Origin of the sequence: Bacillus cereus group sp. BfR-BA-01310, assembly GCF_022664325.1 — a bacterium.
Taxonomy (GTDB): domain Bacteria; phylum Bacillota; class Bacilli; order Bacillales; family Bacillaceae_G; genus Bacillus_A; species Bacillus_A paramycoides.
Map to the genome: position 1 here is coordinate 25819 of NZ_JAKUHD010000023.1, position 26102 is coordinate 51920.

Genomic DNA, 26102 nt, shown 5'->3' on the forward strand with positions numbered 1-26102 from the left:
TGAAAGGAAGGCTATCTCATGATAGAGCGGTATTCACGACAACAGTTGTTCACTCCTATTGGAAGTAAGGGGCAAGAAATGATTAGAAATAAGCATGTATTAATAGTAGGGGCAGGTGCATTGGGAAGTGCAAGTGCGGAAAGCTTTGTACGTGCAGGGATCGGAAAATTAACCATTATTGATCGTGATTACGTAGAATGGAGTAATTTACAGCGGCAACAGCTTTACGTTGAACAAGATGCGATAGAAAAGTTGCCAAAAGCAATCGCAGCACAGAATCGTCTAAAACAAATTAATTCAGACGTGCAAATTCAAGCTCTTGTAATGGATGCAAGAGTAGATAATATGGAAGCTTTATTGGACGGTGTCGATGTCATTATTGATGCCACAGATAATTTTGATATTCGATTTGTAATCAATGACCTATCACAAATACGCAATATCCCTTGGATTTACGGTTCTTGTGTCGGAGGTTATGGCATGAGCTATACAATTATTCCGAAGAAAACACCGTGCTTACATTGTGTGTTGAAAAGTGTTCCTGTTACAGGGGCGACGTGTGACACAGTTGGAGTTATTAGTCCTGCCGTTCAAATCGTCGCAGCGTATCAAGTGGCGGAAGCTTTCAAAATTTTAGTAGAAGATTACGAAGCAGTTAGGAAAACATTTTTAATGTTTGATATATGGAGTAATCAACATCATTCTATCAAACTAGGAAAAATCAAAACGGAAGACTGTCCTTCGTGCGGAACAAATAGAACTTATCCTTATTTATCATACGAAAATCAAACGAAGATAGCTGTTTTATGCGGAAGAAATACAGTTCAAATTAGACCGGCGCATAATAGTCATTACAACTTTGACGAGTTAGAAAAAGTATTAAAGAACCACGGGAAAGTAGATCGGAATCTGTCTTTGCTCTTTTGCCAATTACAAGAGTATCGCATCGTCATCTTTCAAGATGGTCGTGTATTCATTCACGGAACGAATGAAATTCAAAAAGCGAAACAACTATACTATCGGTTATTAGGGTAATAGAAAGGAATTGGTAATGATGGAAAGAAGGGTGCCGATTACAGTTGAAGAGGCTGTTCGTAAAGTAATGGGATTTGCTAATTGTGGTGTAAAAGAACTAGTACCACTGAAATTAGCATACGGACGTACGTTAGCAGACGATTTAGTAGCGGATCACGATGTTCCTTCCTTCGATCGCTCGCCATATGATGGATTTGCTATTAGGGCAGAAGATACTTTACGAGCTAGTCGTGAGAATCCAATTGTATTTGAAGTAATTGGTGAAATTGGAGCAGGCTCCGTATTTCCTACAGAAGTAGGAGCATTTCAAGCAGTTCGAATTATGACAGGGGCACAAATTCCGAAAGGATGTAACGCGGTCGTCATGCTAGAACTGACTCGTCATCGTCAATATGAGAATATCAGAAAAAGCTATATGGAAGTGAAACGCTCATTTAAAGAAGGGGACAATATATCTTTTCAAGGTGAAGATGCAAGTAAAGAAACCGTTCTCGCAAAAAGGGGTTGTTACATTAATCCAGGTATTTCTGCTCTTCTTGCTACATTCGGTTATAGCGAAGTGCCAGTAGCGAAAAAGCCTGTCATTGGACTATTAGCGACTGGGAGTGAACTTCTCGATGTAAATGAAGAACTACAACCTGGGAAAATTAGAAATAGTAATACGTATATGATATCGTCTCAAATTCGAAGAGCAGGTGGAAGAGTAAAATACTTTGGGAAGTTTAGCGACGATTTGAATACGTGCTACGAAGCAGTGAAAAAAGCGTTAAGTGAAGTTGATATGTTAATTACAACTGGTGGTGTCTCGGTAGGAGATTACGATTATTTGCCAGCGATATACGAAAAATTAGGAGCAGCAGTTCTTTTTAATAAAGTTGCAATGCGGCCGGGAAGCGTCACGACTGTAGCTCAATTAAACGGAAAATTATTATTCGGATTATCAGGAAATCCTTCTGCTTGCTATGTAGGTTTTGAGTTATTCGTAAAACCTAGCATTCGTGCGTATATGTTTAGCGAAAAACCACATGTAAAACGAGAAAAAGCATTACTAGGAGAAGACTTTCTAAAACCGAATCCATTTACAAGGTTTATACGAGCGAAGCTCCAGTATAACGAAGGACAACTCATAGCTTATCCTTCAGGATTTGATAAATCTAGTTCCGTTTCTTCATTAGCGGAATCAAATGTTTTTATCGTATTACTAGGTGGTACGAGAGGATATAAGAAAGGGATGTTTGTTGATGTTCTCTTATTAGAAGATAACGAAGGTAGTGAATGGCCTTGGACATTCCGAAAAGTGGGGAGAGGTTTTGATGGGACAAGCACTATTTGAAATTGTAGATATTCCGATTGTAGTTGAAGAAGTAATGGATAAAATAGCAAGACGAGAAGCGGGAGCAATTACAACTTTTATTGGAACGGTTAGAGAATTAACGAAAGGAAAACGAACGTTACATCTTGAGTATGAAGCATATAAACCGATGGCAGTAAAAAAGCTTACTGAAATTGGAGAAGAAATTGAGAATCAGTGGCCGGATGCAAAAGTAGCAATCACACACCGAATAGGACGCTTAGAAATAATGGATATCGCTGTTGTCATTTCAGTATCGTCACCACATCGTAAAGTAGCGTACGAAGCGAATGAATACGCAATTGAACGTATAAAGAGAATTGTCCCAATTTGGAAAAAAGAATTTTGGGAAGATGGAACGGAGTGGATAGGAGATCAGCTCGAAAATACTTCGTATCCAGAAGGAAAACCAAAGAAAGAAGAATGAGAAGATGATAACAATTTTACTGTTCGCAAATTTACGAGAAGAAGTCGGCTCAGAGAGATTAGTAATAATAGAAAAACGAGAGATGAATGTTCATCAATTGAAAAAATGGCTGAAAGATAACTATCAATTACAATCGCTGGATAAAGTTATGATAGCAATTAATGAGGAATTTGTAATGGACGAAGATATTGTAAAAGCCGGAGATACTGTCGCGTTTATCCCGCCCGTAAGTGGAGGTTAATTCTTTTTATTTGAATACCGCATCTTTTATACATTAAGGAGGATCATTATGAGTGAATTTTCGCACTGGAATGAAGAAGGAAGAGCCAAAATGGTTGATATCTCTCAAAAAGACATTTCAACACGTACAGCTGTTGCGCAAAGTACAATTTCTTTATCAAATGAACTATTTGAAGCAATTCAAAGTGGTGGATTGAAAAAAGGTGACCCGCTTCAGGTAGCACAAGTTGCTGGCATAATCGGTGCTAAAAAAACAGCGGATATAATCCCTATGTGTCATCCGATATTAATCCAAGGAACAGACTTTACGTTTCATTATGAAAAGAAAACCGATGGCTATGAGTTGATCATACGAGCTACAGTAAAATGCAGTGGGAAAACAGGTGTAGAAATGGAAGCATTAACGGCCGTATCAATCGCCGCCCTTACTTTTTACGATATGTGCAAAGCTGTTGATAAAACGATGGTTATGAAAGAAACATATTTAGTTCAAAAAACGGGTGGGAAAAGCGGAGACTTTTTTCATAAAGTGAAATGATTATAATGGAAGGAATGTGTATGATGATTACTCATGAACAAATTATGAACGCTTTAAGTCATGTAGAAGATCCAGAGTTACACAAAAGTATTGTGGAATTAAACATGGTAAGAAATATACAAATTGATGGTACAGAGGTTGGGCTAGAAGTAGTTTTAACGATACAAGGTTGTCCGTTGAAAGCAAAAATTCAACATGATATTGAAGAATCTCTTCGAAATATTGGGGCATCAAAAGTTTCTTTAACATTCGGTTCGATGACACCAGAAGAACGAGCGGCATTAACAGCATCTTTAAAGAAAGAGGCTAGAACAGAATCAGGTATGCCTAGTATGTTACGTCCTGATTCAGGGGTACGTTTTATTACTGTAACGAGCGGAAAAGGGGGAGTCGGAAAATCAACTGTGACGATTAACCTTGCTACTGCGTTAGCGCGCATGGGGAAAAAAGTTGGGATTTTAGATGCGGATATATACGGCTTCAGCATCCCTGCTATGATGGAAACGAATGAAAAGCCAACAATGATCGACCAAACCGCAATTCCAGTCGTGAGTCACGGAGTTAAAATTATGTCGATGGGATTCTTTACAGAAGGAAACAACCCAGTTATGTGGCGCGGACCGATGTTAAATAAATGGATTCAAAACTTCCTTGCGAATACGCACTGGGGGAAACTAGACTATCTTCTTCTAGATTTACCACCTGGAACAGGGGACGTTGCAATTGATGTCGCTGCGATGATTCCACAAGCGAAGGAAATAATCGTTACGACGCCTCATAACGTAGCTTCATTTGTCGCTTCTAGAGTGGGAGTAATGGCAAAACATACGAAACACGATATTTTAGGTATCGTTGAAAACATGGCATATTACGAAGAACAAGACGGATCAAGAAACTATCTCTTCGGCAAGGGTGGCGGCGAAATGTTAGCAGAACAACTGCAAACAGAAGTAATCGCCCAAATACCGTTTGCGAAGCGTGAAGAGAATAATGGGTCATGTGTATATGACGAAGATTCGCTTGTTGGGGAGATTTTTACTTCTTTAGCGGAAGACCTTATTTATAACGAATAGGTTGATATAAAAGGGAGATACATAACATATTAAAATGTACCCTATAGAATAGACACTGAAAAAAAGTCTATTCTATAGGGTATTTCTTGTATAATGAGAGAAAATTGGGATCGGAGAAGGTCTAAAATGATAAAAAAGCTATTTACAGAAAGAGACATTCAAATTCTATCAAATAACCCATACATAAAATCTGTAAGTCAGAAAGGAATCACTTATACAGATGAATGTAAGCGTATTTTTATTGAGGAAAATGAGAAAGGAAAACTACCTCGAAATATTTTTGAAGAATGTGGTTTTGATATAGATATGATTGGAATGAAACGAATTATGTCATCAGGAAGTAGATGGCGTGATTTCTGATTATAATCCGGCTGCAGTTTTTATTTTGGCATCAGCTACAAAATTCATTGAAGTAATCATTGCACTTACCAGTCCTATACGTAAACTATGAGCAAATGTACCTGTCTAAAATTCGGAATTTTCCGAATGATTTCTCGCAATCAAAGTTAGCAGAGAAGTATATATTTAAGATTAAAAATGACCAATTATTAATCAATATACAATTCAAAGGAGTATAACTAAGATGCGTATATATCCTGGGTTTCTGTAAAAATATTGAAAACGACTGTTTAAGGGACTTTACTTATTTCTACCCAAATATAGAAAAATACGATTCAAATTCAGTTTCAAAAATCATTACCAAAAATAAAAGCTCCTAACATATTATATATGACTAATATGTTAGGAGCTTGATATTTTAAGTATTTTTTGAATTTAGGTCTTGATAACCGTTTTCAGCAATAAAAGAGCAATTTGAAGGACTAAACGAAATATATGATAAACAAAATGAAATGCCAATGGCTATTTTAGATGAGCAACAATTAGAAGAAATAAATGCTGTTGTGTATTTGGCAATGTCTAAAAATCTAGAAGTAAGTATTTTCTATCATAAACAGAAAAAAAATACAATTGGAAACAGGTTATATTCATTATTATGACACATCTCGAAATGAGTTAAGAGTTATTGATAAGCATGATAAGGTGATATATATATACATCAATCATATTACAGATATAAAATACGCATAATTTGGAAAAAAGGATAGGTTGTTATGTTGAAACGAACAGGTGAAGATGTAATTGGACTGATTGGTACGTTGCTAGGATTACTATGTTCGCTAGCCATTCTATTTCTAGGAAGACTAGCATACGAAATGGGACAGTTAGAAGGAGCTGAAAAAGGTCTTACTATTGGATGTATGGGAGCATTTTTTTCTATTTTAGGATTCTTTGGCTTTCTAAAAGCTAAGGGTGCATGTAAAGAGGCTGGATTTTTGATGATTGTATCTGCAATAGGTTTATTTGTTTGTGCAAATCAAATTATACTTTACTTCTTCCCTAGCTTGGCACTTTTACTTAGCGGGCTAAATAATATTTTTGGCAAGAAATAATAAAGAACGTATTCTTATTTAGTAAAGTATGTATTTGATTATCTAAAAGGGACACAATATTTTCTTCATAATATGGGATTCTTAATAATTTCAAATCATTATTATAACAGTAATCATTCGTTATCTTATCCCTTTTCTTTGTCTCTTCATATTTCTTTTTCCCACCAAAGTATGGAACTGGTTTAAAATGCTGTTCGCCATCAAATTCAATTAAAGCCAATAAAGAGTTATTTTTATTAAAAATAGCAAAATCAAATTTTAATAAATCAATATTTTTACAATCTGGGAATGTAAATTCTCTTTTAAAGCAAATAGTTTGTGTTTCAAGGAAAGCTACAGATTTACATAAAATAGATGAGTCAACATTTAGAACTTACTTGAACGAATTTAGGGATAAATATTCACCTGGCACTAAAATAAGATCAAATCAGTATTCTGAGTTAGATAGCCTAAAACTTAACGGAGACTAAATTTTAGAGGTGCCAGCATCTAATAAAAACATTAAAAATATAGAAAAGTATAAAGAAATAGCTGAAGAATACGGTGTAACATTAAGATTTAGGGAGGAATAATTATGAGCTTAAAATTAAAACCTGAAATAGAAACAGCACTAAAAAAAATTGACTTTGTTAATAGGCACACAGAACTTTCTTCTTTTTCAAGAGAAAATTATGATGCCGAAGAGATCATTCCTAATCCCAATATTGAAGAAATTCAACAAATACTTGAAAAGCTAGGTTATAAATCAGTTTATGATAAAAAAGAAAAGTTTTTAAAAGTTGGAGAACTAGGTGATAAAAAAGAAAATTTATTTTATTTTAATATTGGTATTAAAGTAAACGTTCTGGATTTTACTTGGGTAGTTTATCATAATGATGAACTAAGATTAGGTAGTCCATGGAGTCTATATTCAAGACTTTTAATTTCTCCTGATACTAGAATTAAGCCTGTACTATTTAGCGATTATGACAGCTTAGAAAAAATTTTTAAAATTGCTTTAGGTATGTATGAAGATTTTAACGAATTTACCGAAAGAATTCTCCTTCCTCAAGCGTGTGAAGGGCGATAGCCCAACGGTAGGTGGGAGATGAATTTCGGTTTGGCATAGCCAAAAACTTTTGATAAACTAGCTATATGAAGTTCTTTGATAACTTGATATATGAGGTTGCAGGAAGAAAATAGAGTGCGAAAACCAAGCCATTCGGTTCCTGCGTAAAATATCAACCGTACCAAAAGAGCGTCCAAGCGTTGGACATCTAGGGTTGGAACACTCCGAAGTAACGCTCAGGGAGATGAAAGGTTGCTTTCGTCGTGGAACTGAGAAGCTCCCACTTCAAGCTTTGCTAAGTGGCGAGTAGTTCACACAAGAATTAATTCCTATCTATTCATAATTTGGTTAGGTGCGAAAATTTTAGTTAGAAACATATAGTAGCAATTTCCTCTTCATTTCTATCTTATGAAGCTAAGCCAAAGAATTTATGAATAAATTCTTTCTGGTTTTGGACAGACTTATCCAGTAAAATAAGTTGCCCTTTTTTCATCATATGCATGGCTTCAACACCACTCAATATAGAGATTGCTGTTTTAAACGACTTGAATCCTAACATAGAACGAACTCGCCTTTTAATAAACCGGTGGTCTTGTCCCACTATATTATTGAGATATTTAACTCGCCTTAGTTGTATGCCTTCAGGCATATGTTTCTCTTCTTTCAACTCTTGAATCGCTACAGGATAGGCAGGGTTCTTATCTACTGTTATCACGCGAGGTTTAGAAACATACGAAAAATCCAAGGCTTTCTTGAAAAAGCGCTTGGCTGCTTGTTTATCTCTTGATTTACTTAGATGAAAATCAATTGTATACCCTTCTGAATCGACTGCACGGTATAAGTACATCCATTGACCTTTTACTTTGATATATGTTTTATCGACTCTCCATGAGTCATTTGTTGATTTAAGATGATGTCGTACTTTCTCTTCTAATTGAGATCCATATTGATGAACCCAGCGCATAATCGTTGTATGAGCAATTGATAATCCTCTTTCCTCCATCATTTCCAACAGGTTACGGAAGCTCAAATTGTACCGTAGGTACCACCTTACTGTTAATAAGATTAGTTCAGGCTGATAATGCTTCCATTTAAACAAATTTTCCTTTTCCATACTGATCACGCACCTTTTTAGAGTCATACTATCAGTATGTCCAAGATTAGGAGATTACTTGCAAGAGTCTTGGTATTTTTGCACCAGAACCATTTTCCAGATGATGATTAGATTATTTCAGTTCATCTTTTTTATAAACGGTTAACCTTCTTCAAAACGGTATGACTTTTTTATAAACAGTACAACTTTGTTTTAAATTGATACACATTCCCCCTCCTCTGGTATAGATAAGCTATCATACAAATCTAACCACAGTAGGAAGAATACGTCTCATATACCTATCACCTGCATATCCATATAAATCTTGTTTAAAACCATTTATACAAGAACCTTTAAACTTCTGTAATTAATATTTAAAGTTTCATTACTTTTACTTTTGAAAATATACTATACTTATACCTGCTCCAAATGATCTCGGATCAAACCAAGGACCTATTTTTCCCCACTCAAACGTAATATCATCACGTATCCCATCATTTTTTCCTAATTCCTCAATAAGCCATTCTCTTTGTTCAGCTACATATCGCCAAAAATCATGCTCATTCATAATTGGTTCGTCTATCTCTGGATCATCTATTCTAAGATCAATAGACCAAATTACTTCATTTTTAAAGAAAATATCTATCCTAAAACTTTTGGTATTTATTTTTGTAGGTGCTAAAAGTCCTACAACTGTAGTTTCATCATCTATTTTCATTATTTTAATATCATCTTTATTAAATTTCATAATAACTTCGCTCAGGTTAAGATTAGGAGCTATTAAAACTTTATTAATCTCTAATATACCTTGCTTCAAATTATTCATTATCTTATTCCTCCGCCGCTATTTTCTATGTTTTTGATTGCCGCTTTAATTTTCCTTATTTCCATTTTATTTAAATTATAATTATTGAGTTTAATTATGTTAGAATCATCTGTTAATACCTCTAAAGTATCACAAATACTCTTGTAAACATATTTTCCGTCTTTATCAACTTGTTGCAGTAATATAGGATCAAATTCTACGCCACTTTCTCTTAATCTATTCATCATTTGTTTATCCAACATCGGCTTTGTTCTTCCTTCTCTTACAAGTTGTTTAAATTCTGGAGTAAATATTTGCTCCAATCCCCCTGTTCCTAATTGCGGATTTGCATGTGTCATTCCTCTAGCTGAAGGTAAATCATCAAGCATTTCAAAACCAATAATTGTATAGGTGTACTTTCTTAATATAGATGAGTACTGTCTATGAACACATAAAAAAGGAAGAGAATTTTAAAAATTCTCTTCCTTTTTTATGTTCATTAGCCGTTTAGTATATCGAAAAATGCTGTAGAATTTACCTCTTCTATTATAACAGTATTAAGCATGATTTTAAGATGAAATATTGCATATTAAAATGTATTGATATGAGTTGATACACTTAATATAATGAGAGTATAAGATTTACTACATCATAATATTAAAAAGGAGGAAATGATTATGGAAATCGCAATGGCAGTTTTAAAATTCATAGGTGGAGCAATTCCATTGGTTCAAGAACTTTTAAAAGCATTTATGTAAGTTTATTACTCCGCAATTATTTATAGGAATTATCAGACAAATGATCTGTATATCAAAGATAAATTGATGTGCAGATCATTTGTCTGAAAAAACTTTAAACAAGAAATAGAATCCCAGAAATCATAAGGGATTCTTTTTCTGTATGTGTAATTATGGCTGTACCCCATGTCCATCAACCTAACAGAACAGTTTGCCCCCAAAACGATAAAAATGAACTTCGTTGCTATAAAAAACACAAAATTTTCGTTAAAGGGGAACTTCAAAATGTTAACTTGATGGGCTGAACCCCTTAATCCCCCTTATCGAGGGGGGATTGGTGTTCAATTATATATATTAATTATGAACAAAATTCACCTATTAGTACTTAAAATATAGGTGGATTATTGCTTAGAAATAAATTTGTAATTGCTGGTGATTTTTATCTAGTTTACTGTAAAAATCACTATAGAAAGAGAGAACAGGATTGTAATGGTAATAAAAATAGAAGAGATATACCAAGAGATATTGGACAGTAAAAGGAACAGATTTCCCACAGGTACATGGAGTGATGATCAAGATAATAATCTAGCAAAACGTGTAATCAAGTATCTTATAGAAAAAGTTTTAAAGTGGGATAAAAAAACAATTCTTAAGAGTTGGAAATCCCAATTAATTGTTAAATATAAATTAGGTGGTTTACTTAGCGTTAAATATTATGATAGCCCATATGGAATGATAAATGATGTTTATCCGAATTGTTTTAAAGAATGGGAATTTCAAATGACACCTAGGAACTATTGGACAAAGGAAAAGGCATTGGAAGCATTAAAATGGACGATAGAAAAAAAAGAAAGGTTAACAGATAATAAACTATTGGAGGTTTATAACGTTCGGTGGTTATCTAATCATAATTTGAGTTCGCCTTGCCAAATTTTTTGGGGAAATAGTCCTTACATAATGATAAATGAATTATATCCAGACCATTTTAAGGAATGGGAGTTTAAAAAAACTCCTAGTCGTTTATGGACAAGAAAAAAAGCGTTGGAAGCATTAAAATGGACGATAGAGGAAAGAAAACAAATGAATAATGAGGAGATAAGAAAAAAAATTAGTGTAATTTGGTTTTCAGAAATAGGCTTAAGGACCCCATTGGAGAGATATTGGAATGATAGTCCATTTAGTATGATAAATGAGTTATATCCTGGATGTTTTAAAGAGTGGGAATTCCAGAAAACACCTAAAAACTACTGGACAAAGAAAAAGGCACTGGGGGCATTAAAATGGATGATAGAGGAAAAAGAAAAGTTAACTAATGAAGAACTTATAAAGGTCTATAGTAGAAGATGGATGATTAATCAAGGGTTAAGAACCCCATTAGAGAGATTTTGGAAAAATAGTCCATATGCCATGCTACACGAGTTGTATCCAGGGAAATTTAAAGAATGGGAATTAAATAGGGCCCCTCGTGGATTTTGGACAAAGGAGAAAGCATTGGAAGCATTGAAATGGACGATAGAGGAAAAAGAAAAATTAACTAATGAAGAACTAATAAGGGTGTATAGTAGAAGGTGGATAATTAATCAAGGGTTAAGAACCCCATTAGATAGATTTTGGAATAAGAACCCACATGCTATGTTAAGTGAACTATATCCTAATTAATTTATAAAAAATATGAAAGTTTAACATAAATGAAACTAAATCTTTCTTTTACGGGCTCTGTTGCAAAGTTTTTATATAAACAAAAAAATCCTAATTTAGTAGGTAGAGTTTATGCAACTTTGAATAGTTTCTCTAATTCATTGTACGTCGAAAAAACGAGGTTTGGTTGTTGCAAACTTCGTTTTTGTTTATATAGGGCATGAATAGTTTCGATGCCTTTCAAAGTACGTGAAGCATGGCGGAAAATTTGAAATCCTGCGTTTTTAGAAAAACGTCGCTTGATATGTCTATGATCCTGTTCGATGAGATTATTCAAATGCTTGATTGTGCAATGAATGGTATGCTTAAAAAAGCCTTGCTCTCTCAATTTATTGTACGCGCAAAGTAACGCGGGAGCCTTGTCTGTTGTGAGAACCGTTGCTTCTCCAAATGTTTTTATTAGTCTTTTCATAAAGGCATAAGCCACTTGATGATCTCGTTTTTTGCGAAGCTAAATATCCAATGTGTGTCTATCTTTATCAATTGCTCGATAGAGATAACGTCATTCGCCTTTCACTTTGATATAGGTTTCATCCAGATGCCAAGACAGCTGCACAGATTTGTTTTTCTTTTTCCAAATCTGATAAATGAGATTTCCATATTCATGAACCCATCGCATGATGGTAGTGGGATGGACCGATACGCCACGTTCTTTCAAAATTTCAGATACATCTCGATAACTTAAGAAAAATGATAGTAGTAGCCGACGGCTACCAAAATAATATCTTGTTTGAACTGTTTTCCTTTAAAATATCCCATTTATGATTCTCCTCATTCTGTTTTGCAAAAGTTTAGCTTACTTTTAAAAAATTGCTTGATATATATTTTGAGTTTTTGTTATTATAAGGCTATTTATTCTATATTTTTGCAAATGTACTAGAGGGAGTGCTATCATGTAGGGTATGGTTGAAATCGCAAAGGAGAACAATATAAGTCTCTATCATTCTCTTCGGTTTCTGATTGAAACGTTCCCATTACTAAGACAAAAGAAAAAATCTATGTTGGGTTTTCTTTTGTCTTAGTAGTGAGAGGAGCCCTAGTGTTATGTTATAACACTGAAATCTGTAGGAGCAACTATAGATTTTGGTTGATTATATGGAATGAAAAATTAAGTCGTTATTCTTGGGATTCAGACTACCATTATTCAAACTATTATTCTCACTATTATTCACACTATTATTCACATTAAAAGAGGTATAAGGAGGAAGGTATATCTATTAAGATGGAGAGATATACCAAGTTAGAAATGAACATTAAATTTAATAAAAAAGTAGTAGCATTCACGGCAGGATTAACGGTATTATCTTCACCATTAGTATCGTTTGCAGAGGAACAACAATCAGTAAACAATAAGCAACCTACAAGCGTTCAGGAACAAGGTAAAACAGACCAACTTCAAACATCAGATGAACAGGCTCTAAAAAGTATTGAAGCTAGTTTTGAAGAGGTAGACGGACGTGGTGGAGGTACTGTCGATAATAAGAAAGCAGACAGTCTTCAAAGTTCAGAAGGTATTCATGAAGAAACAGGTACATTAACTGTTCCTAACAATTCAAACAGAACAAAACGTAGTCTGTCTTCCACATCACCTAGCATCTCTAGTACAATAAACGGTGTTCCATTCACTGAATGGATTGTTCCAGCAGGTAACGATAATATTCGTCCTCAAAACTACATGAGTCCAAAGTACATTACAATTCATGAGACTGATAATACAAGTGTAGGAGCAGGTGCTAAGAACCACGCTCAATACCTATATAACCAAGCAGTAGGGAACACAGACCGAGCTGCATCATGGCACTTTACAGTGGACGATAAAGAGATTTATCAACACTTACCATTAAACGAGAACGGGTGGCACGCAGGAGATGGTAATGGCCCGGGTAATAGAGAGTCTATTGCAATTGAAATCGCGGTTAACAGTGATGGTAACTACAGTAAAGCAGTAGATAACGCTAAGAAACTTGTAGCTTATTTAATGAAAGAAACTGGTGTACCGTTAAATAACATCGTAAAACATCAAAAGTGGAGCGGTAAAAATTGTCCTGCTAACATGATTAATAATGGGCAATGGGATGCATTCGTAAATGGTGTTGGAGGGTATTATAATAATCTTTATCAACCAAAAGACGACATTACAGGAGGTTGGTATGAGCCGGCTATTCGAGAGCTAAATAGAAGGGGTATTATGGCAGGGGAAGGGAACGGTGTTTTCTCACCTAATAGAGCGGTAACAAGAGCCGAATTTGCTCAATTAATCTCTAAATCTCTAAACCTGCCAGCTGGAGATATTTCATTTAAAGACCTAAACGATGCAAACTCAACTTTACGAGATGGTATTAAACGCACTGCAAGTGCAGGTATCATTGCAGGTAGAGGTGACGGTTATTTTGACCCAAACACACCTATTACAAGAGAAGAATCAGCAATTATTGTAAACAAGGCTTTACAGTATAAAGGTCTATGGGGGCCAGTTGCAAACTTACCATTCTCAGACAAAGACCAAATTGTCTATAAGGAAGACGTACAAAGATTGTATGGACTAGGTATTGTAAAAGGTAAGGGTGACAATCAATATGACCCTAAAGGAACAACAACTCGTGGTGAAACAGCATCATTCATTCTAAACATGCTTCAAGTAATTGAAACTGGTAGTGTTCAAAATCCAATTGGAACAGCTCAAATAAATGGTATTGGGGTAAATGTTCGGAGTGGAGCAGGTACAAACTACTCTATTGTTAGAAAGGCAAGTAAAGGTGAAAAAGTTACAGTATATGAAGAAAAGAATGGTTGGCTAAGAATTGAAACGAATCAGTGGGTTTATAATGACCCTAGTTATATCACCTATAACAAACGATAAAAACTAAATAGTGAAAGGAACAAGTCATATTTGGATATATAACTTGTTCTCAGGCTGTGAAGAAGACTTTCTCCACAGCCTGTTTTTGTGTCTGCTCCCTCTTTACCTGCCAATACTGATATATTGATTTTTTTGAAATTGTCACTTTCCTGTAACATAAGTGATTTATTTTATAATAAGAAACTGACATGGAAAGAGGGAGAAGTTATGAAAAAACTCATACCGATAGTCGCATTAATAGGCATGATGAGCTTAGGTATACAAGAAATGAATGTGAAAGCTGAGACATACAAAAGTGCAGGTTCCAAAATGGATTTTTGGAATTCTAAAAGAACAGGTACTAATTTTATGAATAGCACTTCATTACCTGAGAACTACAAAAGTGCAAAGGAAGCTCATATTGAATATGTTCGTTTAGCACCTGATAAATGGGCAAAAGATAAGGATTTCTTATTTGAAGACAAACCAGATACATCAGGAAAAGATTTTCTTATCGGTAATGCAGATAATTATCAAGGATTAGTGAAAGAGGATGTAGCAAAATTGAAAGCAGATTTAGATGCTGCACAATCACAAGGGATTAAAGTTGTACTTACAATGCTTTCATTACCTGGTGATCGTTGGCGTCAATTTAACAATAATCAGAATGATGATAGAATCTGGGAAGAAGAGAAATATCAAGAACAAGCAAGCCAATTTTGGAAGGACCTTGCGTTTGAATTGAAAGATCATCCCGCTGTGGTTGGTTACAACATTATCAATGAACCACATCCAGAAACATCTAAGAAAAATAGATATAATGATTTTTGGACGGAAGATTATGAGAAATGGTATTCAAAAGTGAAGGGAACCCCAGCTGATTTAAATGAATTTTATCAAAAAGTTGTTACTTCAATTCGTGAAGTAGATAAAGAAACACCTATTATTTTAGATTCAGGTCTATATGCCACACCTTGGGCTTTTAAATATCTTAAACCAGTTAAAGATAATAAGACATTGTATGCATTTCATATGTATGAGCCATATCAATTAACAAGTCAACGTGAAAAGCAAAATAAAGAGTATCAATATCCTGGAATTGTAAAAGTAGGAGATTTAGAAACACCTATGATGTGGGATAAAGATGGATTAAATACATTCTTACAGCCTGTGCAAAATTGGTCTCAGGAAAATCATGTACCATCTAATCGAATCATTGCTGAGGAATTTGGAATTAATCGTACCGTTCCTGGAGCACCTCAATACATGCAAGACTTAATTTCTATATTCAATCAGAAAGGATGGCATAAATCATTCTATGCATTCCGTGAAGATACTTGGACAGGAATGAATTATGAATTAGGAACAGAAAAAATAAAATGGGATGAAGAGGGGCAACCAAAACGTCAAGATAATCCACTTTGGGATGTAATAAAAAATGATTTGCAAATCGATGCAGGAGTAAATAGAACTACATTTAAGGATGTCCCACAAGAACACTGGGTATTTCATGCAATTCATGATTTAGCGAATAAAGGAATTATTGCAGGTTATGGAAATGGGATATTTGGTATGGGTGATAATGTAACACGTGAACAAGTAGCTGCATTAATTTACCGTACTTTGCATATAGAAAAACAAGATAAATATGAAAATCCATACAGAGATATCGATGGAAATTCAACAATGTTTCCTGAGGAAATATTAGCTTTAACTAAGCTAGGAATTTTCCAAGGAGATGATCAAGGAAACTTTAGACCGAAAGCTTCATTAACACGTGCAGAAATGGCACAAGTTATTAAGAAAGCGTTTAGATTAGATGTAAAGGCGCCACATAATTTCAACGATGTTCCAGCAAATTCATGGGCAAAAGATGCGATTAGTGCCTTGCAATCGAACCATATTGCAGTAGGAGTTGGAGAAGGGGAATTTGCTCCGGATATGAACGTAACACGTGAACAGTATGCACAGTTTTTATATAATGCAATTTCAAATGCGCAATCCCATCAATAAAAAGAAAATGAAGTTGAGTGGTTTATTATACCATCATTATAAGGGCGTATTACTGCTCGTAAAAATTTAATAGGTGATACCCCATATCAACTTAAAAACTTTATAACGCCCCCAAAACAAAAAATTGTACATTTTCATCTGGACATGTCAATTTTCTCGTTTGGGGGTATTTGCTTTTCTTATCTTGATAGCGATGTGGTGCTACCCCTTCTTAATAAAGCAATGATCTTGTTCCTATAACTATTTGGACTTACAAATTGAAAATGAAACGGACCCATCGTATCAACTCCACCTTTATATCACAGATAAACATTTAGTTGGTGAATGGAGAACAGACTATCCGCAGCTTTATCAATATGAAGTTTATGAAAAAAAACACTCAATCCAATCTGCATACTGGGGTGGTTATATACGACATAATTTTATTCAACGTAGAATATATAGCCAACAGAAACAGTTTGTAGAAAATCAATATGTAACGGAGAATCACGCTATAATGATGTACGAACCATTATTAGCTTGTAATTCAGAAAAATCTCAATCCAGGTTACTTTCAAGCCGGAAGAATAAAGAAAGGTACGCAATACGTTCAATTAGATATGGAGAAGTTGATGAATTCCATGCAGCCAGGACAAACCTATGATATAACAGATGCTTATGTAGGGATGAGTGACAAAGTACAGACTCATGTTATTGTTCATCGACTTACAGAAAAAGAACAAAAAAACGTCTACAAGATCAATCTGTTCGAGAGAAAAAGAAAGGAATGACGTATTCTCCTCGCTTTGTTTTGCAAAATTTTAACTTACTTTTAAAAACTTTGCAACAGAACCGAATTACTACTTACACGGACATGGTTTTATTGTTATATTTAAAATGTGCGAATTTGTAAAAGTATCAATAAGAACAATTATTAGTAATAGGAGGTTTTATTATCAACGGAAAACATCGTAACATTACCCTCGCAATATTAGGACTATATTCCGTTCTGATTCTCTACTTTATGTTTCTTGGTTTCGATAGATTGGGATTAAAATATATTAACCACGAATATGAATTCCAGTTAATTCCAAGTAGTATTCCTTTGAGCTTGCCAAATATGGTAGATAGGGAAGATTTTAATCTATGGTTTTTTAATTTTGGAAATTTAACAGCATTCATACCTTTTGGGGTATTAATTCCTATGTTATATCGTTGTAGCTTTATTAGATTTATTACTTCATTCTGTATTTCTATTCTTATACTAGAAGTACTACAAATGGTTACTTTTCTTGGTGGCTTTGACATTGATGATGTAATTGTGAATGCAATGGGTGCTACAATAGGTTTTTGTGCATATAAAATAGGATTTCGCTCTAATAATACTTTGAAAAACTTTATTATTACAGGTGTAACAGCATTTATCTTGACATTAGGAGTACTTGTAGTTGTAGGTGAAATTAATAAATCATTAGAAAAGGAACAACAATCCCCAAAAAATGGAACCGTTATAGCGCTAAATCAACTGACAGAAAGTACTGGATATGTACCGAAAGTTAACAATTCCACTAGCTTTGAAGTGGCTCATAAAAAAATTGAACCTAAATTAAATATGTTTAGTAGTAAAGGGACAAATTCTCAGCAATTTAAATACTTGTTAAAAGGTAAGTATGCAAAACTTTCGGGATATCTCGGTATCCCTGATAGTGCTAGCAAACATTCCGGTAAGATAATTATTTCTATTGATGGAAAAGATGTACAAACCCTTCGATTCTCTGAAGAAAGCATATCTACATCCACAAGTTCTTTTAGGATAGAGTTGGCTAAAGCAAATGAACTTAGTATTAAATTTATTGATACAGATGCATTGCTATGGGATGTCAAACTTACAGAATGGAAAAAATAATGAATTGAAATCCACTAGTTTAGATACTAGCGGATTATTTTATATGTTCAAATATCTAATTGAACAATTCTAGCCCTGCCAAAAGTGTTTATGAAAGGATCTAGGTTCTGGCGCAAACCTCGAATGCTGTCAAAATATACACAAAAATATGAGAGTAATTATGAACGTTCAATTTTCACTTCCTCATAAAAATTCCATTGTACTCCTATTGAAGTGCTCTTTATTTTACTGAAATCCCAACCATTTATTTCTCCAACTCTATCATAAAAGTTTTTATATTCTAATTCATTCATTTTAAAATCCACCTTTCAAATGTAAAAAACCAAGTCACATAACAGTGCCTTGGTTTCATAACTAAAAATGACTTCCTGCACTGTTCTAAGTTTTAGTTTTCAGAAAAAAGGGCAGACTCCCCCCTTGATAGCTGGTACGCGTTTTTTCCAGCCCGAAAACTAATTACTTCGAACAATACGGAACGACATTCAATTCACCTCATTTGAAAGAATGCATTAAGTATAATTGATAAATTAGTAACTGTAAAAATATATCTTTTCTTTTTCAACTGAAATTTCTCATTTTTTGAACAAGGAACAATGTATATCCTATACACGACCAGTTAATATAACGTCTCATTATCGGAATTTGTTTAAAAAATATACACTTAATAATATGGTATTATATGGATATTAAATCTTTTTGAAAGAGGGATCATAATGATAAAAAGAGGACTCATTCCAGGAATACTCCTATTACTTATCGTATCTGTAGAAGCTTATTTTAGTCGGGATTGGAGCCACATTTATTATGTATGTGGAACTTTTGGGTTAATTAGCATTGGGTTAGCTTTAGCTTACTTCATTGATAGTTTAATTTTAGGTAACAAAGGAACCTTTTCTTCAAAAAAGGAAACGCGTAAAATTGGCCGTATTGATCAATCAAAAGGTTTTTTAATAATGGCTATTCCAAATCTTATAGCAGCACTAATTTACATCGTCATTTAATGTATATCGTATACAAAACCAGTTAACATAACATAAAATTATCGGTAGCAAGAAAAAGACGGATTCATACTCTCACAAGGAATCCGCCTTTTTCTTTTTCTATGACTCTATTCATTTTTTTATACATTCCTATCCTGGCGCGGTTTTAGGGTTCTCGTTTGTTACTGAATTAACCAAAAAACTGTATAAAATCTTGCATGCTCTTAGGGGTCACCATATATGAGCACTACGTATTTGACATTCTCAATGACTAACATTACTTAACGTGGTAAAATAATATTTGGATGGGAGTCCAATGTTATTAAAATTAAAGTGGTTATCAAGTCGGAGGAAGGCACCTTAGGGTGTCTTTTCTTTTTAAAATATATAAGCGCACCATCCCTTTCCTAATAAGGGTCCCGCCACATCGCTATCAAGCTAAGATTTTAAAGTACCCCCTAAACAAAAATTTTGTGTTTTTATAGCACCGAAGTTCATTTTTATCGTTTTGGGGCAATTTGTTCTGCTAGGTTGATAGGCATGTGACGTTACCTTTTTATAAGCTTAATTTTTTAGAAAATGATACGAGGTAAATATGATGAAAAATAAAAAAAGAACAGCTACAGTTGCATTAACAACAGGATTAGCTTTAACAGCTGTAACACCATATGGAGTAGGTCATGCAGAGGAAACGGATCAATTACAAGTTCAAATTCAGGAGGATTCGTTCCGTACAGGTGAACTTACACAACCATCACAAAAGGCACCAGAAAATGTAGTAAAAGATGCCCTTAAGGAACAGACAGAGCAAGCTTTGTCTCCAAAACAAGTGAATGGAGAAATGGGAGTAGATTATAAGGTTCTTCAAAAACGTGGTTCGTATGATGGGACTACACTTGTGCGTATGCAACAAACATATGAAGGAAAAGAAGTATATGGGTATCAATTGACTGCACACGTAGATAAAAAGGGTGTTATTAAAAGTGTTTCAGGGGATAGTGCGCAAAATTTAAAACAAGAAGATTTAAAGAAGCCTATTAATCTATCACAAGAAAAAGCGAAACAATATATTTATACGAAGTATGGGAATGATATCAAGTTTATTTCTGAGCCAGAAGTAAAGGAAGTTATTTTTGTTGATGAAAATAATGGACAAGCCAGTAATGCCTACCAGGTTACATTTACTGCAGCAACACCAAAATATGTATCTGGAACTTATTTAGTGAATGCACATAATGGTGAAATGTTAAAAAATATGGTACAAGAATCAGATTTAAAAGCAAGTGAGAAGCTTGTTGGTGCCTTAAAGGAAAGTAGTAAAAGCAATCTTACATCATTAACTGGAACAGGAAAAGATGCTTTCGGTATATCTCGTACATTTGGTATTTCTAAACAAAGTAATGAAAAATATTCACTTTCTGATTATTCAAGAGGGCAAGGAATTGAAACATATGATGTGAATTACAGAGATATTACTAAAGAGGAAAGCTATTATCCTGGCACACTAGCAACTAGCACTTCAACAACATTTAATGACCCAAAAGCGGTAAGTGCTCATTACTTAGCAACAAAAGTATTTGATTTTTATAAAGATAAATACAAGCGTAATAGTTTTGATAATAAGGGACAAAAAGTAGTTTCAGTTGTACACGCTTGGGATTCTGAGGATACGAACGATCCAAAAAATTGGAAAAATGCATTAAGTGCTAATATTAATAATAGTAGTATGCTCGTATATGGAGACCCTATGGTAAAGGCATTTGACGTAGCGGGACATGAATTTACACATGCGGTTACATCTAGCGAATCCAATCTTGAATATTCCGGAGAATCTGGTGCGATTAACGAGGCGTTATCGGATATTATGGGGACGGCTATTGAGAAATATATAAACAATGGGAATTTTAACTGGACAATAGGAGAACAAACTGGATCAGTTTTACGTGATATGAAAAATCCATCTTCAATCAATTATTCAAATGGAGTGCCATATCCAGATGATTATAGTAAATATAATAATTTAAATGGAGAGGATGATGGAGGCGTTCATTTCAACTCAAGTATTATTAATAAAGTTGCATATTTAATTGCAAAAGGTGGCACTCATAACGGTGTAACTGTAAAAGGTATTGGCGAGGATAAAATGTTTGATATTTTCTATTATGCAAACACTGATGAATTAAACATGACTTCTGATTTCTCTGAATTGAGATCAGCATGTCTTCGAGTTGCAACAAATGAATATGGCGCGAACTCAGCTGAAGCTCAAGCAGTCCAAGAAGCTTTTGATGCAGCAAAAATCAAGGTAACAGTGAAAGAAAAAGAAAAGCCTGCGGAAAACCAAGCGCCGGAGTTAACTGTACCGTTTACAGCTACACTACATGTAGGTGATACGTTCGACCCGATGAGAGGTGTAAAAGCTGTTGATAAAGAAGATGGTGATTTAACAAATAGAGTAAAACATAAAGGCAATGTAGATACTTCTAAACCAGGTAACTACATTGTGGAGTACTCGGTTGTCGATTCCCAAGGGGTTAATGCAACGGCTACACAGACTGTAATTGTAGAGGGAAATGGAGAAACTCCAGATATGGAACCTAAATTAACAGTGCCTGTTGGAGCAACAATTAATGTAGGAGATTCATTCGCCCCAATGGCAGGAGTATCAGCTACTGATAAAGAAGACGGCGACCTTACTTTTAAAGTAACAGTTGATGGTAAAGTAGATACATCTAAAGCCGGTACTTACATATTAACTTACACTGTTACAGACACTAAAGGCCATGAAGTAACTGCGAAACAAACAGTAACGGTTAAAGCTGGAGAAGAAGTTAAAGATGAAAAACCAGTACTAAAAGTACCTGCTGAAACAACAATTATTGAGGGTAATCAATTCGCCCCAATGGCAGGAGTATCAGCTACTGATAAAGAAGGCGGTGACCTTACTTCTAAAGTAACGCATGAAGGAACTGTTGATACATCTAAAGCCGGTACTTATGAAGTAATATATAGTGTCAAAGATTCCGCAGGTAATGAGGTAACTACAATACAAAAAGTAGTTGTGAAAGATAAGGACAATGGTAACGGTTCTGATAACGGAAATAATGGTTTAGGCAACAATAACGGTTCTGATAATGGCAGTACTGGTACTAACAACAGCAATGTCTCTGATACTGGTAACAGTAATATCTCAAACAATAGTACTACTGATAAAAAAGAAGATACATATAAAGAGCTTCCAAAAACGGGTGCAAGTACAAATAACAGTGCAGCAATGGGTGTATTGATGGTTCTTGCAGGTATGGTTCTTTCTTTTGGTCGTAAATTTAGAAAGGTATTAAAATAATAGTAACCTATTGCAGTGAAGTGAACTACCCGCCACTTAGTAGCTCTTACGAGCTTACTTGAAGTGGGGGCTTCTCGGTGAGTCGTTACTTTTGATAGCTAACGAATTAGTCCTAAATTCATGCAATCTTGCATAAAGTCTTGTATACACTCACTATCATTTGGTAGTCTAAAAAAGTAAAAACTATATGTTTTTTATTTCAAAAAACAATGTTTGTCGAGAGTAAACCATCTTAACTGTAATGACCAACTAAGGAATAGGGCAGAATCTGGATTCAGATTCTGCCCCTTTCTTTTTCACCTACAATCCAAGCAAAAAATAAAATAAAAAGAAGATCAAACCAGAAAAAACAATCTAGTTCGGTCTTCTTTTTATTTTAAATTCATTAATGATCGCTTTTTTCACATCACTATAAAATACCATTATCAACATTCCCAATATAGTTATAAAAAATTCAAGAATCGAAAACTTCAAATCAAAATTATGATGATAAATTGATTTGGTCTTACTATCTGTTCAAATTTTTTAACCATTAACATTAGCACTATCTAAAAAAAGAATTTGTAGTCCTTCTACAAGTTCTTTTTTGTTTTAGGGAATAATTAATTTCCAATACATGTCTTAATGCCAAAACGTGATAGTTCGTTGCCTACTATATGTAATATTGCATATAAAAATACATTGATATAAATGTAAGCGCTTACTATAATGAAAATATAAAGATTCACCACATCTTAATACTCAAAAAAGAGGAGGAAATAATATGGAAATCGCAATGACAGTTTTAAAATTTATAGGTGGAGCAATCCCATTAATTCAAGAACTCCTAAAAACATTTATGTAAATTCATTATTTAGCAATTATCTATAAAACTATCATACCTTAATACGAACAAGAGGAGGAAATAATATGGAAATCGCAATGACAGTTTTAAAATTTATAGGTGGAGCAATCCCATTCGTTCAAGAACTTCTAAAAACATTTATGTAAATTCATTATTTAGCAATTATCTATAAAATTATCATACCTTAATACGAACAAGAGGAGGAAATAATATGGAAATCGCAATGACAGTTTTAAAATTTATAGGTGGAGCAATCCCATTCGTTCAAGAACTCCTAAAAACATTTATGTAAATTCATTATTTAGTAATTATCTATAAAATTATCATACAAATGATCTGTATATCAAAAATAAATTGATGTGCAGATCATTTGTATGAGCAAAGTCCCTTTTGCATTATTAAGGAACTTTTTTTAAAATTTCTACATACCTAAGGTTCTGTCACATCAACATCAAGTTAAAAATTCAAAATTATCCTAAAACAAAAAAGAGTCCTATTAATTTAGGACTCTTTTTTTACTTTTTTCGAAAATAAACTTTTGAATAGAAATTTACTTTCAGAAAAATAATTAATCTTATTCAAAACTGTAAATACAAAAAGGCAAACAAAGAAAATCTATTTGTAATAAAAAGCCTAGCAAAACCGCATTATATATATTAAAATATCCTTATATTGCCAATAAGTGGAGTGAGGGACTTTTAATGAATAAGAAAAAAATAGGTTTATTAATTTTAGTAATCATTATTCTTTGGTTTGTATTTCCTCTTTCACCTTATTTAGCAGATTTAAATCATACAGAACAAAAGTTATATGATAAATTACAAAAATCCCAAGATATTTATACACTAAAAGAACAAAAACCTAAAACAATAGTAAGATTATATTTACATTCAATACAAGAAAAAGATTATGAAATAACTTATCTTTTCTATAAAAATGATAAAAAAATGACAGAGGAAAAGAAACAATTTTTAAAAGAAGCGCCTGAATTTCATAAAACAATTCTATCCTCTTTTAGATTTGCAAGATCATCTGTAGTAATAAACGAAGATTACAAGGATTCCGCAGCTATTAATATGCCCCCATGGATGGGTACCAACATTCAATTCTATATGTATAAAAAAAATGGAACATGGTTTATATACGACGTTCCTTTTCAATAATTAAATACTATCTTTCTCATAACCCTAGACCGAAGACGTGGACAAGCAGAAGGCTTATCCCATGGGGTTTCTAACTTCTTGTCCATTTATTATAAAAACAAGATTTTAATGAGAAGTATGTTTCGGTTTGGAGGTTGGGACAAAACGAACAAGCTATACAGGTTTCGGTTTTGAGTATATAGATATTAAAATGTATTTTCAAAGTTTGCTAGTGACTTTTGAAATATATTAAGTGTATATGTTGTATAAATGGGAATACAGTAGAAAATGTTTTTAAACCTCTGGTGTGCGTATCTTTAATTACGTATTAGTATAGATGTTAAATAACCTTTGCTATATAAACATTGTTCTTTGAGTAGTTTGTTATGATAAGTGTTATATTAAAACTTTTATATTATTGTTGTGATGTGAAAAGGTATTTTATTAGTTTACAGTTATTTATGAGAATTTAACTTATTTTTGGGAGTAACCAATGCTTTAAAGGGAATTTGCATTCAAAATAAAAAACACAAATATGATACTATTTGTGTTTTTTATTTCCAGCATTGATTGCTCTATATAGAGAAGTTTGTGACACTCCTGTTTTTTTTACAATTTCTTTGATGGAATACTTATTACTATCATACATGTGTAATGCAATTGAAATTTTCCCTTCTGCTAATGGTGGTCTTCCTAATCTTTTCCCTCTCGTCTTACTTTTCTTCAGGCTATTTTTTATTCTTTTAGCAATTAATTTATTTTCTAATTCTAGGGTAATAGCTATCATACGCAACATAGCTTTTCCTGCAACTGTTCTCGTATCTATTCCCTCATTTAATGATATAAAACCAACCTCTCTTTCATCTAAACTCTGAAGAGTTTTTAAAATATCAAACGTTTTTTCTCCCAAACATAATATACTTTCAACAACTAAAACATCTTCTGTATATATATAATCAAACAATTTTTCTAGTTCGGATCTCTTTTTCTTTACTTCTATAAGATTGTCTTTAATTATTTTTTCACATCCAAATTCGGTAAGTGATCGAATCCCATCAATCATTTTCTGCTCGCAGTCATTTATACAAATATACCCTATAATCATTTGCTCCCCCTATATTTTTAACCAAGTTAAGTAATAAACATTATTGGATATCATATAACGAAAAATAGTCCTTTTATGTCCACTAATATATGGAATAACCATTAAGATGAATGTCCGATAATCCTTGTTGCGCAAAAAAGTTTTATTGCTGCACAGACCTTAATTTTACTTTACCACATTTAATAAATTAACATAAAAAGGGTATCGTTCCCAAAAAATATTAAATAAAATTTATAACCTTCCGTCATAAATGGGAGCACAGCCGAGACAGATTTAAATTCGAGTCATAATCTTACTTTTATTTCCAAACGGAACCTACAGAACTTATAACGAGGTTTTGTTTCGTCTATTTATAGGGGTACCGCCACACACCCATCAACTTAAGGGATATATTTATACAAAATGCGGTCTTTTCACGTAGTATTTTATTATCGTTTATAGATGTTATAAAA

The 26102-nt window shown here is 33.6% G+C and carries 20 protein-coding genes and 5 pseudogenes; 19 read left to right on the top strand and 6 right to left on the bottom strand.

The window, feature by feature from the left end; all coding sequences use genetic code 11:
• Positions 1-18: 18 nt before the first annotated feature.
• The 10 genes and pseudogenes from MR109_RS25200 to MR109_RS25245 all read left to right on the top strand — a co-directional run bounded on the left by MR109_RS25200 (position 19) and on the right by MR109_RS25245 (position 7184).
• Positions 19-1035 carry a molybdopterin-synthase adenylyltransferase MoeB gene (locus MR109_RS25200; RefSeq protein ID WP_242274309.1) on the top strand — a complete coding sequence of 339 codons (1017 nt, stop codon included), beginning with the start codon at positions 19-21 and terminating at the stop codon, positions 1033-1035.
• A gap of 19 nt (positions 1036-1054) precedes the next feature.
• Positions 1055-2368, top strand: a complete 1314-nt coding sequence (locus tag MR109_RS25205; protein ID WP_098790578.1) for a molybdopterin molybdotransferase MoeA — start codon at positions 1055-1057, stop codon at positions 2366-2368.
• Positions 2349-2813: a molybdenum cofactor biosynthesis protein MoaE gene (locus tag MR109_RS25210; protein WP_242274311.1), complete on the top strand. Its 465-nt coding sequence runs from the start codon at positions 2349-2351 to the stop codon at positions 2811-2813. The genes MR109_RS25205 and MR109_RS25210 overlap by 20 nt, the downstream gene beginning before the upstream one ends.
• A 4-nt stretch (positions 2814-2817) precedes the next feature.
• Entirely contained in the window at positions 2818-3054 is a 237-nt protein-coding gene (moaD, locus tag MR109_RS25215; RefSeq protein ID WP_025150806.1) for a molybdopterin converting factor subunit 1, read from the top strand.
• Between the two features lie 48 nt (positions 3055-3102).
• Positions 3103-3591, top strand: a complete 489-nt coding sequence (gene moaC, locus MR109_RS25220; protein ID WP_025150807.1) for a cyclic pyranopterin monophosphate synthase MoaC — start codon at positions 3103-3105, stop codon at positions 3589-3591.
• A 20-nt stretch (positions 3592-3611) separates the two neighbouring features.
• Entirely contained in the window at positions 3612-4664 is a 1053-nt protein-coding gene (locus MR109_RS25225) for a P-loop NTPase (protein WP_242274313.1), read from the top strand.
• Positions 4665-4790: 126 nt separating this feature from the next.
• Positions 4791-5015, top strand: a pseudogene (locus MR109_RS25230) (HTH domain-containing protein); the annotation flags it as partial.
• A 506-nt stretch (positions 5016-5521) separates the two neighbouring features.
• Entirely contained in the window at positions 5522-5662 is a 141-nt protein-coding gene (locus MR109_RS30470) for a YolD-like family protein (RefSeq protein WP_374202582.1), read from the top strand.
• A gap of 114 nt (positions 5663-5776) precedes the next feature.
• Positions 5777-6115, top strand: a complete 339-nt coding sequence (locus tag MR109_RS25240; protein ID WP_242274315.1) for a hypothetical protein — start codon at positions 5777-5779, stop codon at positions 6113-6115.
• A gap of 574 nt (positions 6116-6689) precedes the next feature.
• Positions 6690-7184: a hypothetical protein gene (locus MR109_RS25245; RefSeq protein ID WP_242274317.1), complete on the top strand. Its 495-nt coding sequence runs from the start codon at positions 6690-6692 to the stop codon at positions 7182-7184.
• A 385-nt stretch (positions 7185-7569) separates the two neighbouring features.
• Here the strand turns inward: MR109_RS25245 and MR109_RS25250 are convergent, their stop codons facing one another.
• The 3 genes from MR109_RS25250 to MR109_RS25260 form a co-directional block, all read right to left on the bottom strand.
• Positions 7570-8277 (bottom strand): IS6 family transposase, encoded by a 708-nt coding sequence (locus MR109_RS25250; protein WP_242274318.1) that lies wholly within the window; start codon positions 8275-8277, stop codon positions 7570-7572.
• A gap of 370 nt (positions 8278-8647) precedes the next feature.
• Complete coding sequence (locus tag MR109_RS25255) at positions 8648-9082, bottom strand: hypothetical protein (protein ID WP_242274320.1); 435 nt, start codon at positions 9080-9082, stop codon at positions 8648-8650.
• On the bottom strand, positions 9082-9450 hold the full coding sequence (locus MR109_RS25260; protein WP_242274322.1) for a hypothetical protein: 369 nt from the start codon (positions 9448-9450) through the stop codon (positions 9082-9084). The genes MR109_RS25255 and MR109_RS25260 overlap by 1 nt, the downstream gene beginning before the upstream one ends.
• A gap of 837 nt (positions 9451-10287) precedes the next feature.
• Between MR109_RS25260 and MR109_RS25265 the strand changes: the two genes are divergently transcribed.
• On the top strand, positions 10288-11457 hold the full coding sequence (locus tag MR109_RS25265) for a DUF4046 domain-containing protein (RefSeq protein WP_242274324.1): 1170 nt from the start codon (positions 10288-10290) through the stop codon (positions 11455-11457).
• A gap of 109 nt (positions 11458-11566) precedes the next feature.
• Here MR109_RS25265 and MR109_RS25270 read toward each other — a convergent pair.
• Positions 11567-12255, bottom strand: a pseudogene (locus tag MR109_RS25270) (IS6 family transposase).
• A 487-nt stretch (positions 12256-12742) separates the two neighbouring features.
• On the opposite strand from MR109_RS25270, the gene MR109_RS25275 reads away from it, so the two are divergent.
• From MR109_RS25275 to MR109_RS25295, 5 genes and pseudogenes are all read left to right on the top strand, one after another.
• Positions 12743-14356, top strand: coding sequence for an S-layer homology domain-containing protein (locus tag MR109_RS25275; protein WP_242274332.1), 1614 nt, complete (start codon positions 12743-12745; stop codon positions 14354-14356).
• Between the two features lie 207 nt (positions 14357-14563).
• Complete coding sequence (locus MR109_RS25280) at positions 14564-16348, top strand: S-layer homology domain-containing protein (RefSeq protein ID WP_242274325.1); 1785 nt, start codon at positions 14564-14566, stop codon at positions 16346-16348.
• Between the two features lie 226 nt (positions 16349-16574).
• Positions 16575-16886 (top strand): annotated as a pseudogene (locus MR109_RS25285) (VanW family protein); the annotation flags it as partial.
• Positions 16870-17132 (top strand): annotated as a pseudogene (locus MR109_RS25290) (IS4 family transposase); the annotation flags it as partial. The pseudogenes MR109_RS25285 and MR109_RS25290, both read left to right, overlap by 17 nt.
• A gap of 204 nt (positions 17133-17336) precedes the next feature.
• On the top strand, positions 17337-18233 hold the full coding sequence (locus MR109_RS25295; protein ID WP_269431829.1) for a VanZ family protein: 897 nt from the start codon (positions 17337-17339) through the stop codon (positions 18231-18233).
• Between the two features lie 173 nt (positions 18234-18406).
• Here MR109_RS25295 and MR109_RS25300 read toward each other — a convergent pair.
• A pseudogene (locus MR109_RS25300) lies at positions 18407-18526 on the bottom strand (SAM-dependent methyltransferase); the annotation flags it as partial.
• Between the two features lie 420 nt (positions 18527-18946).
• On the opposite strand from MR109_RS25300, the gene MR109_RS25305 reads away from it, so the two are divergent.
• From MR109_RS25305 to MR109_RS25315, 3 genes are all read left to right on the top strand, one after another.
• Positions 18947-19234, top strand: a complete 288-nt coding sequence (locus MR109_RS25305) for a DUF5316 family protein (RefSeq protein ID WP_242274326.1) — start codon at positions 18947-18949, stop codon at positions 19232-19234.
• A gap of 577 nt (positions 19235-19811) precedes the next feature.
• Positions 19812-22559: a M4 family metallopeptidase gene (locus MR109_RS25310; protein WP_242274328.1), complete on the top strand. Its 2748-nt coding sequence runs from the start codon at positions 19812-19814 to the stop codon at positions 22557-22559.
• Between the two features lie 1545 nt (positions 22560-24104).
• A complete protein-coding gene (locus tag MR109_RS25315) occupies positions 24105-24566 on the top strand; it encodes a hypothetical protein (RefSeq protein ID WP_048374229.1) in 462 nt (153 codons plus the stop codon).
• Positions 24567-25086: 520 nt separating this feature from the next.
• Here MR109_RS25315 and MR109_RS25320 read toward each other — a convergent pair.
• Positions 25087-25650: a recombinase family protein gene (locus MR109_RS25320; RefSeq protein WP_242274330.1), complete on the bottom strand. Its 564-nt coding sequence runs from the start codon at positions 25648-25650 to the stop codon at positions 25087-25089.
• Between the last annotated feature and the right edge of the window lie 452 nt (positions 25651-26102).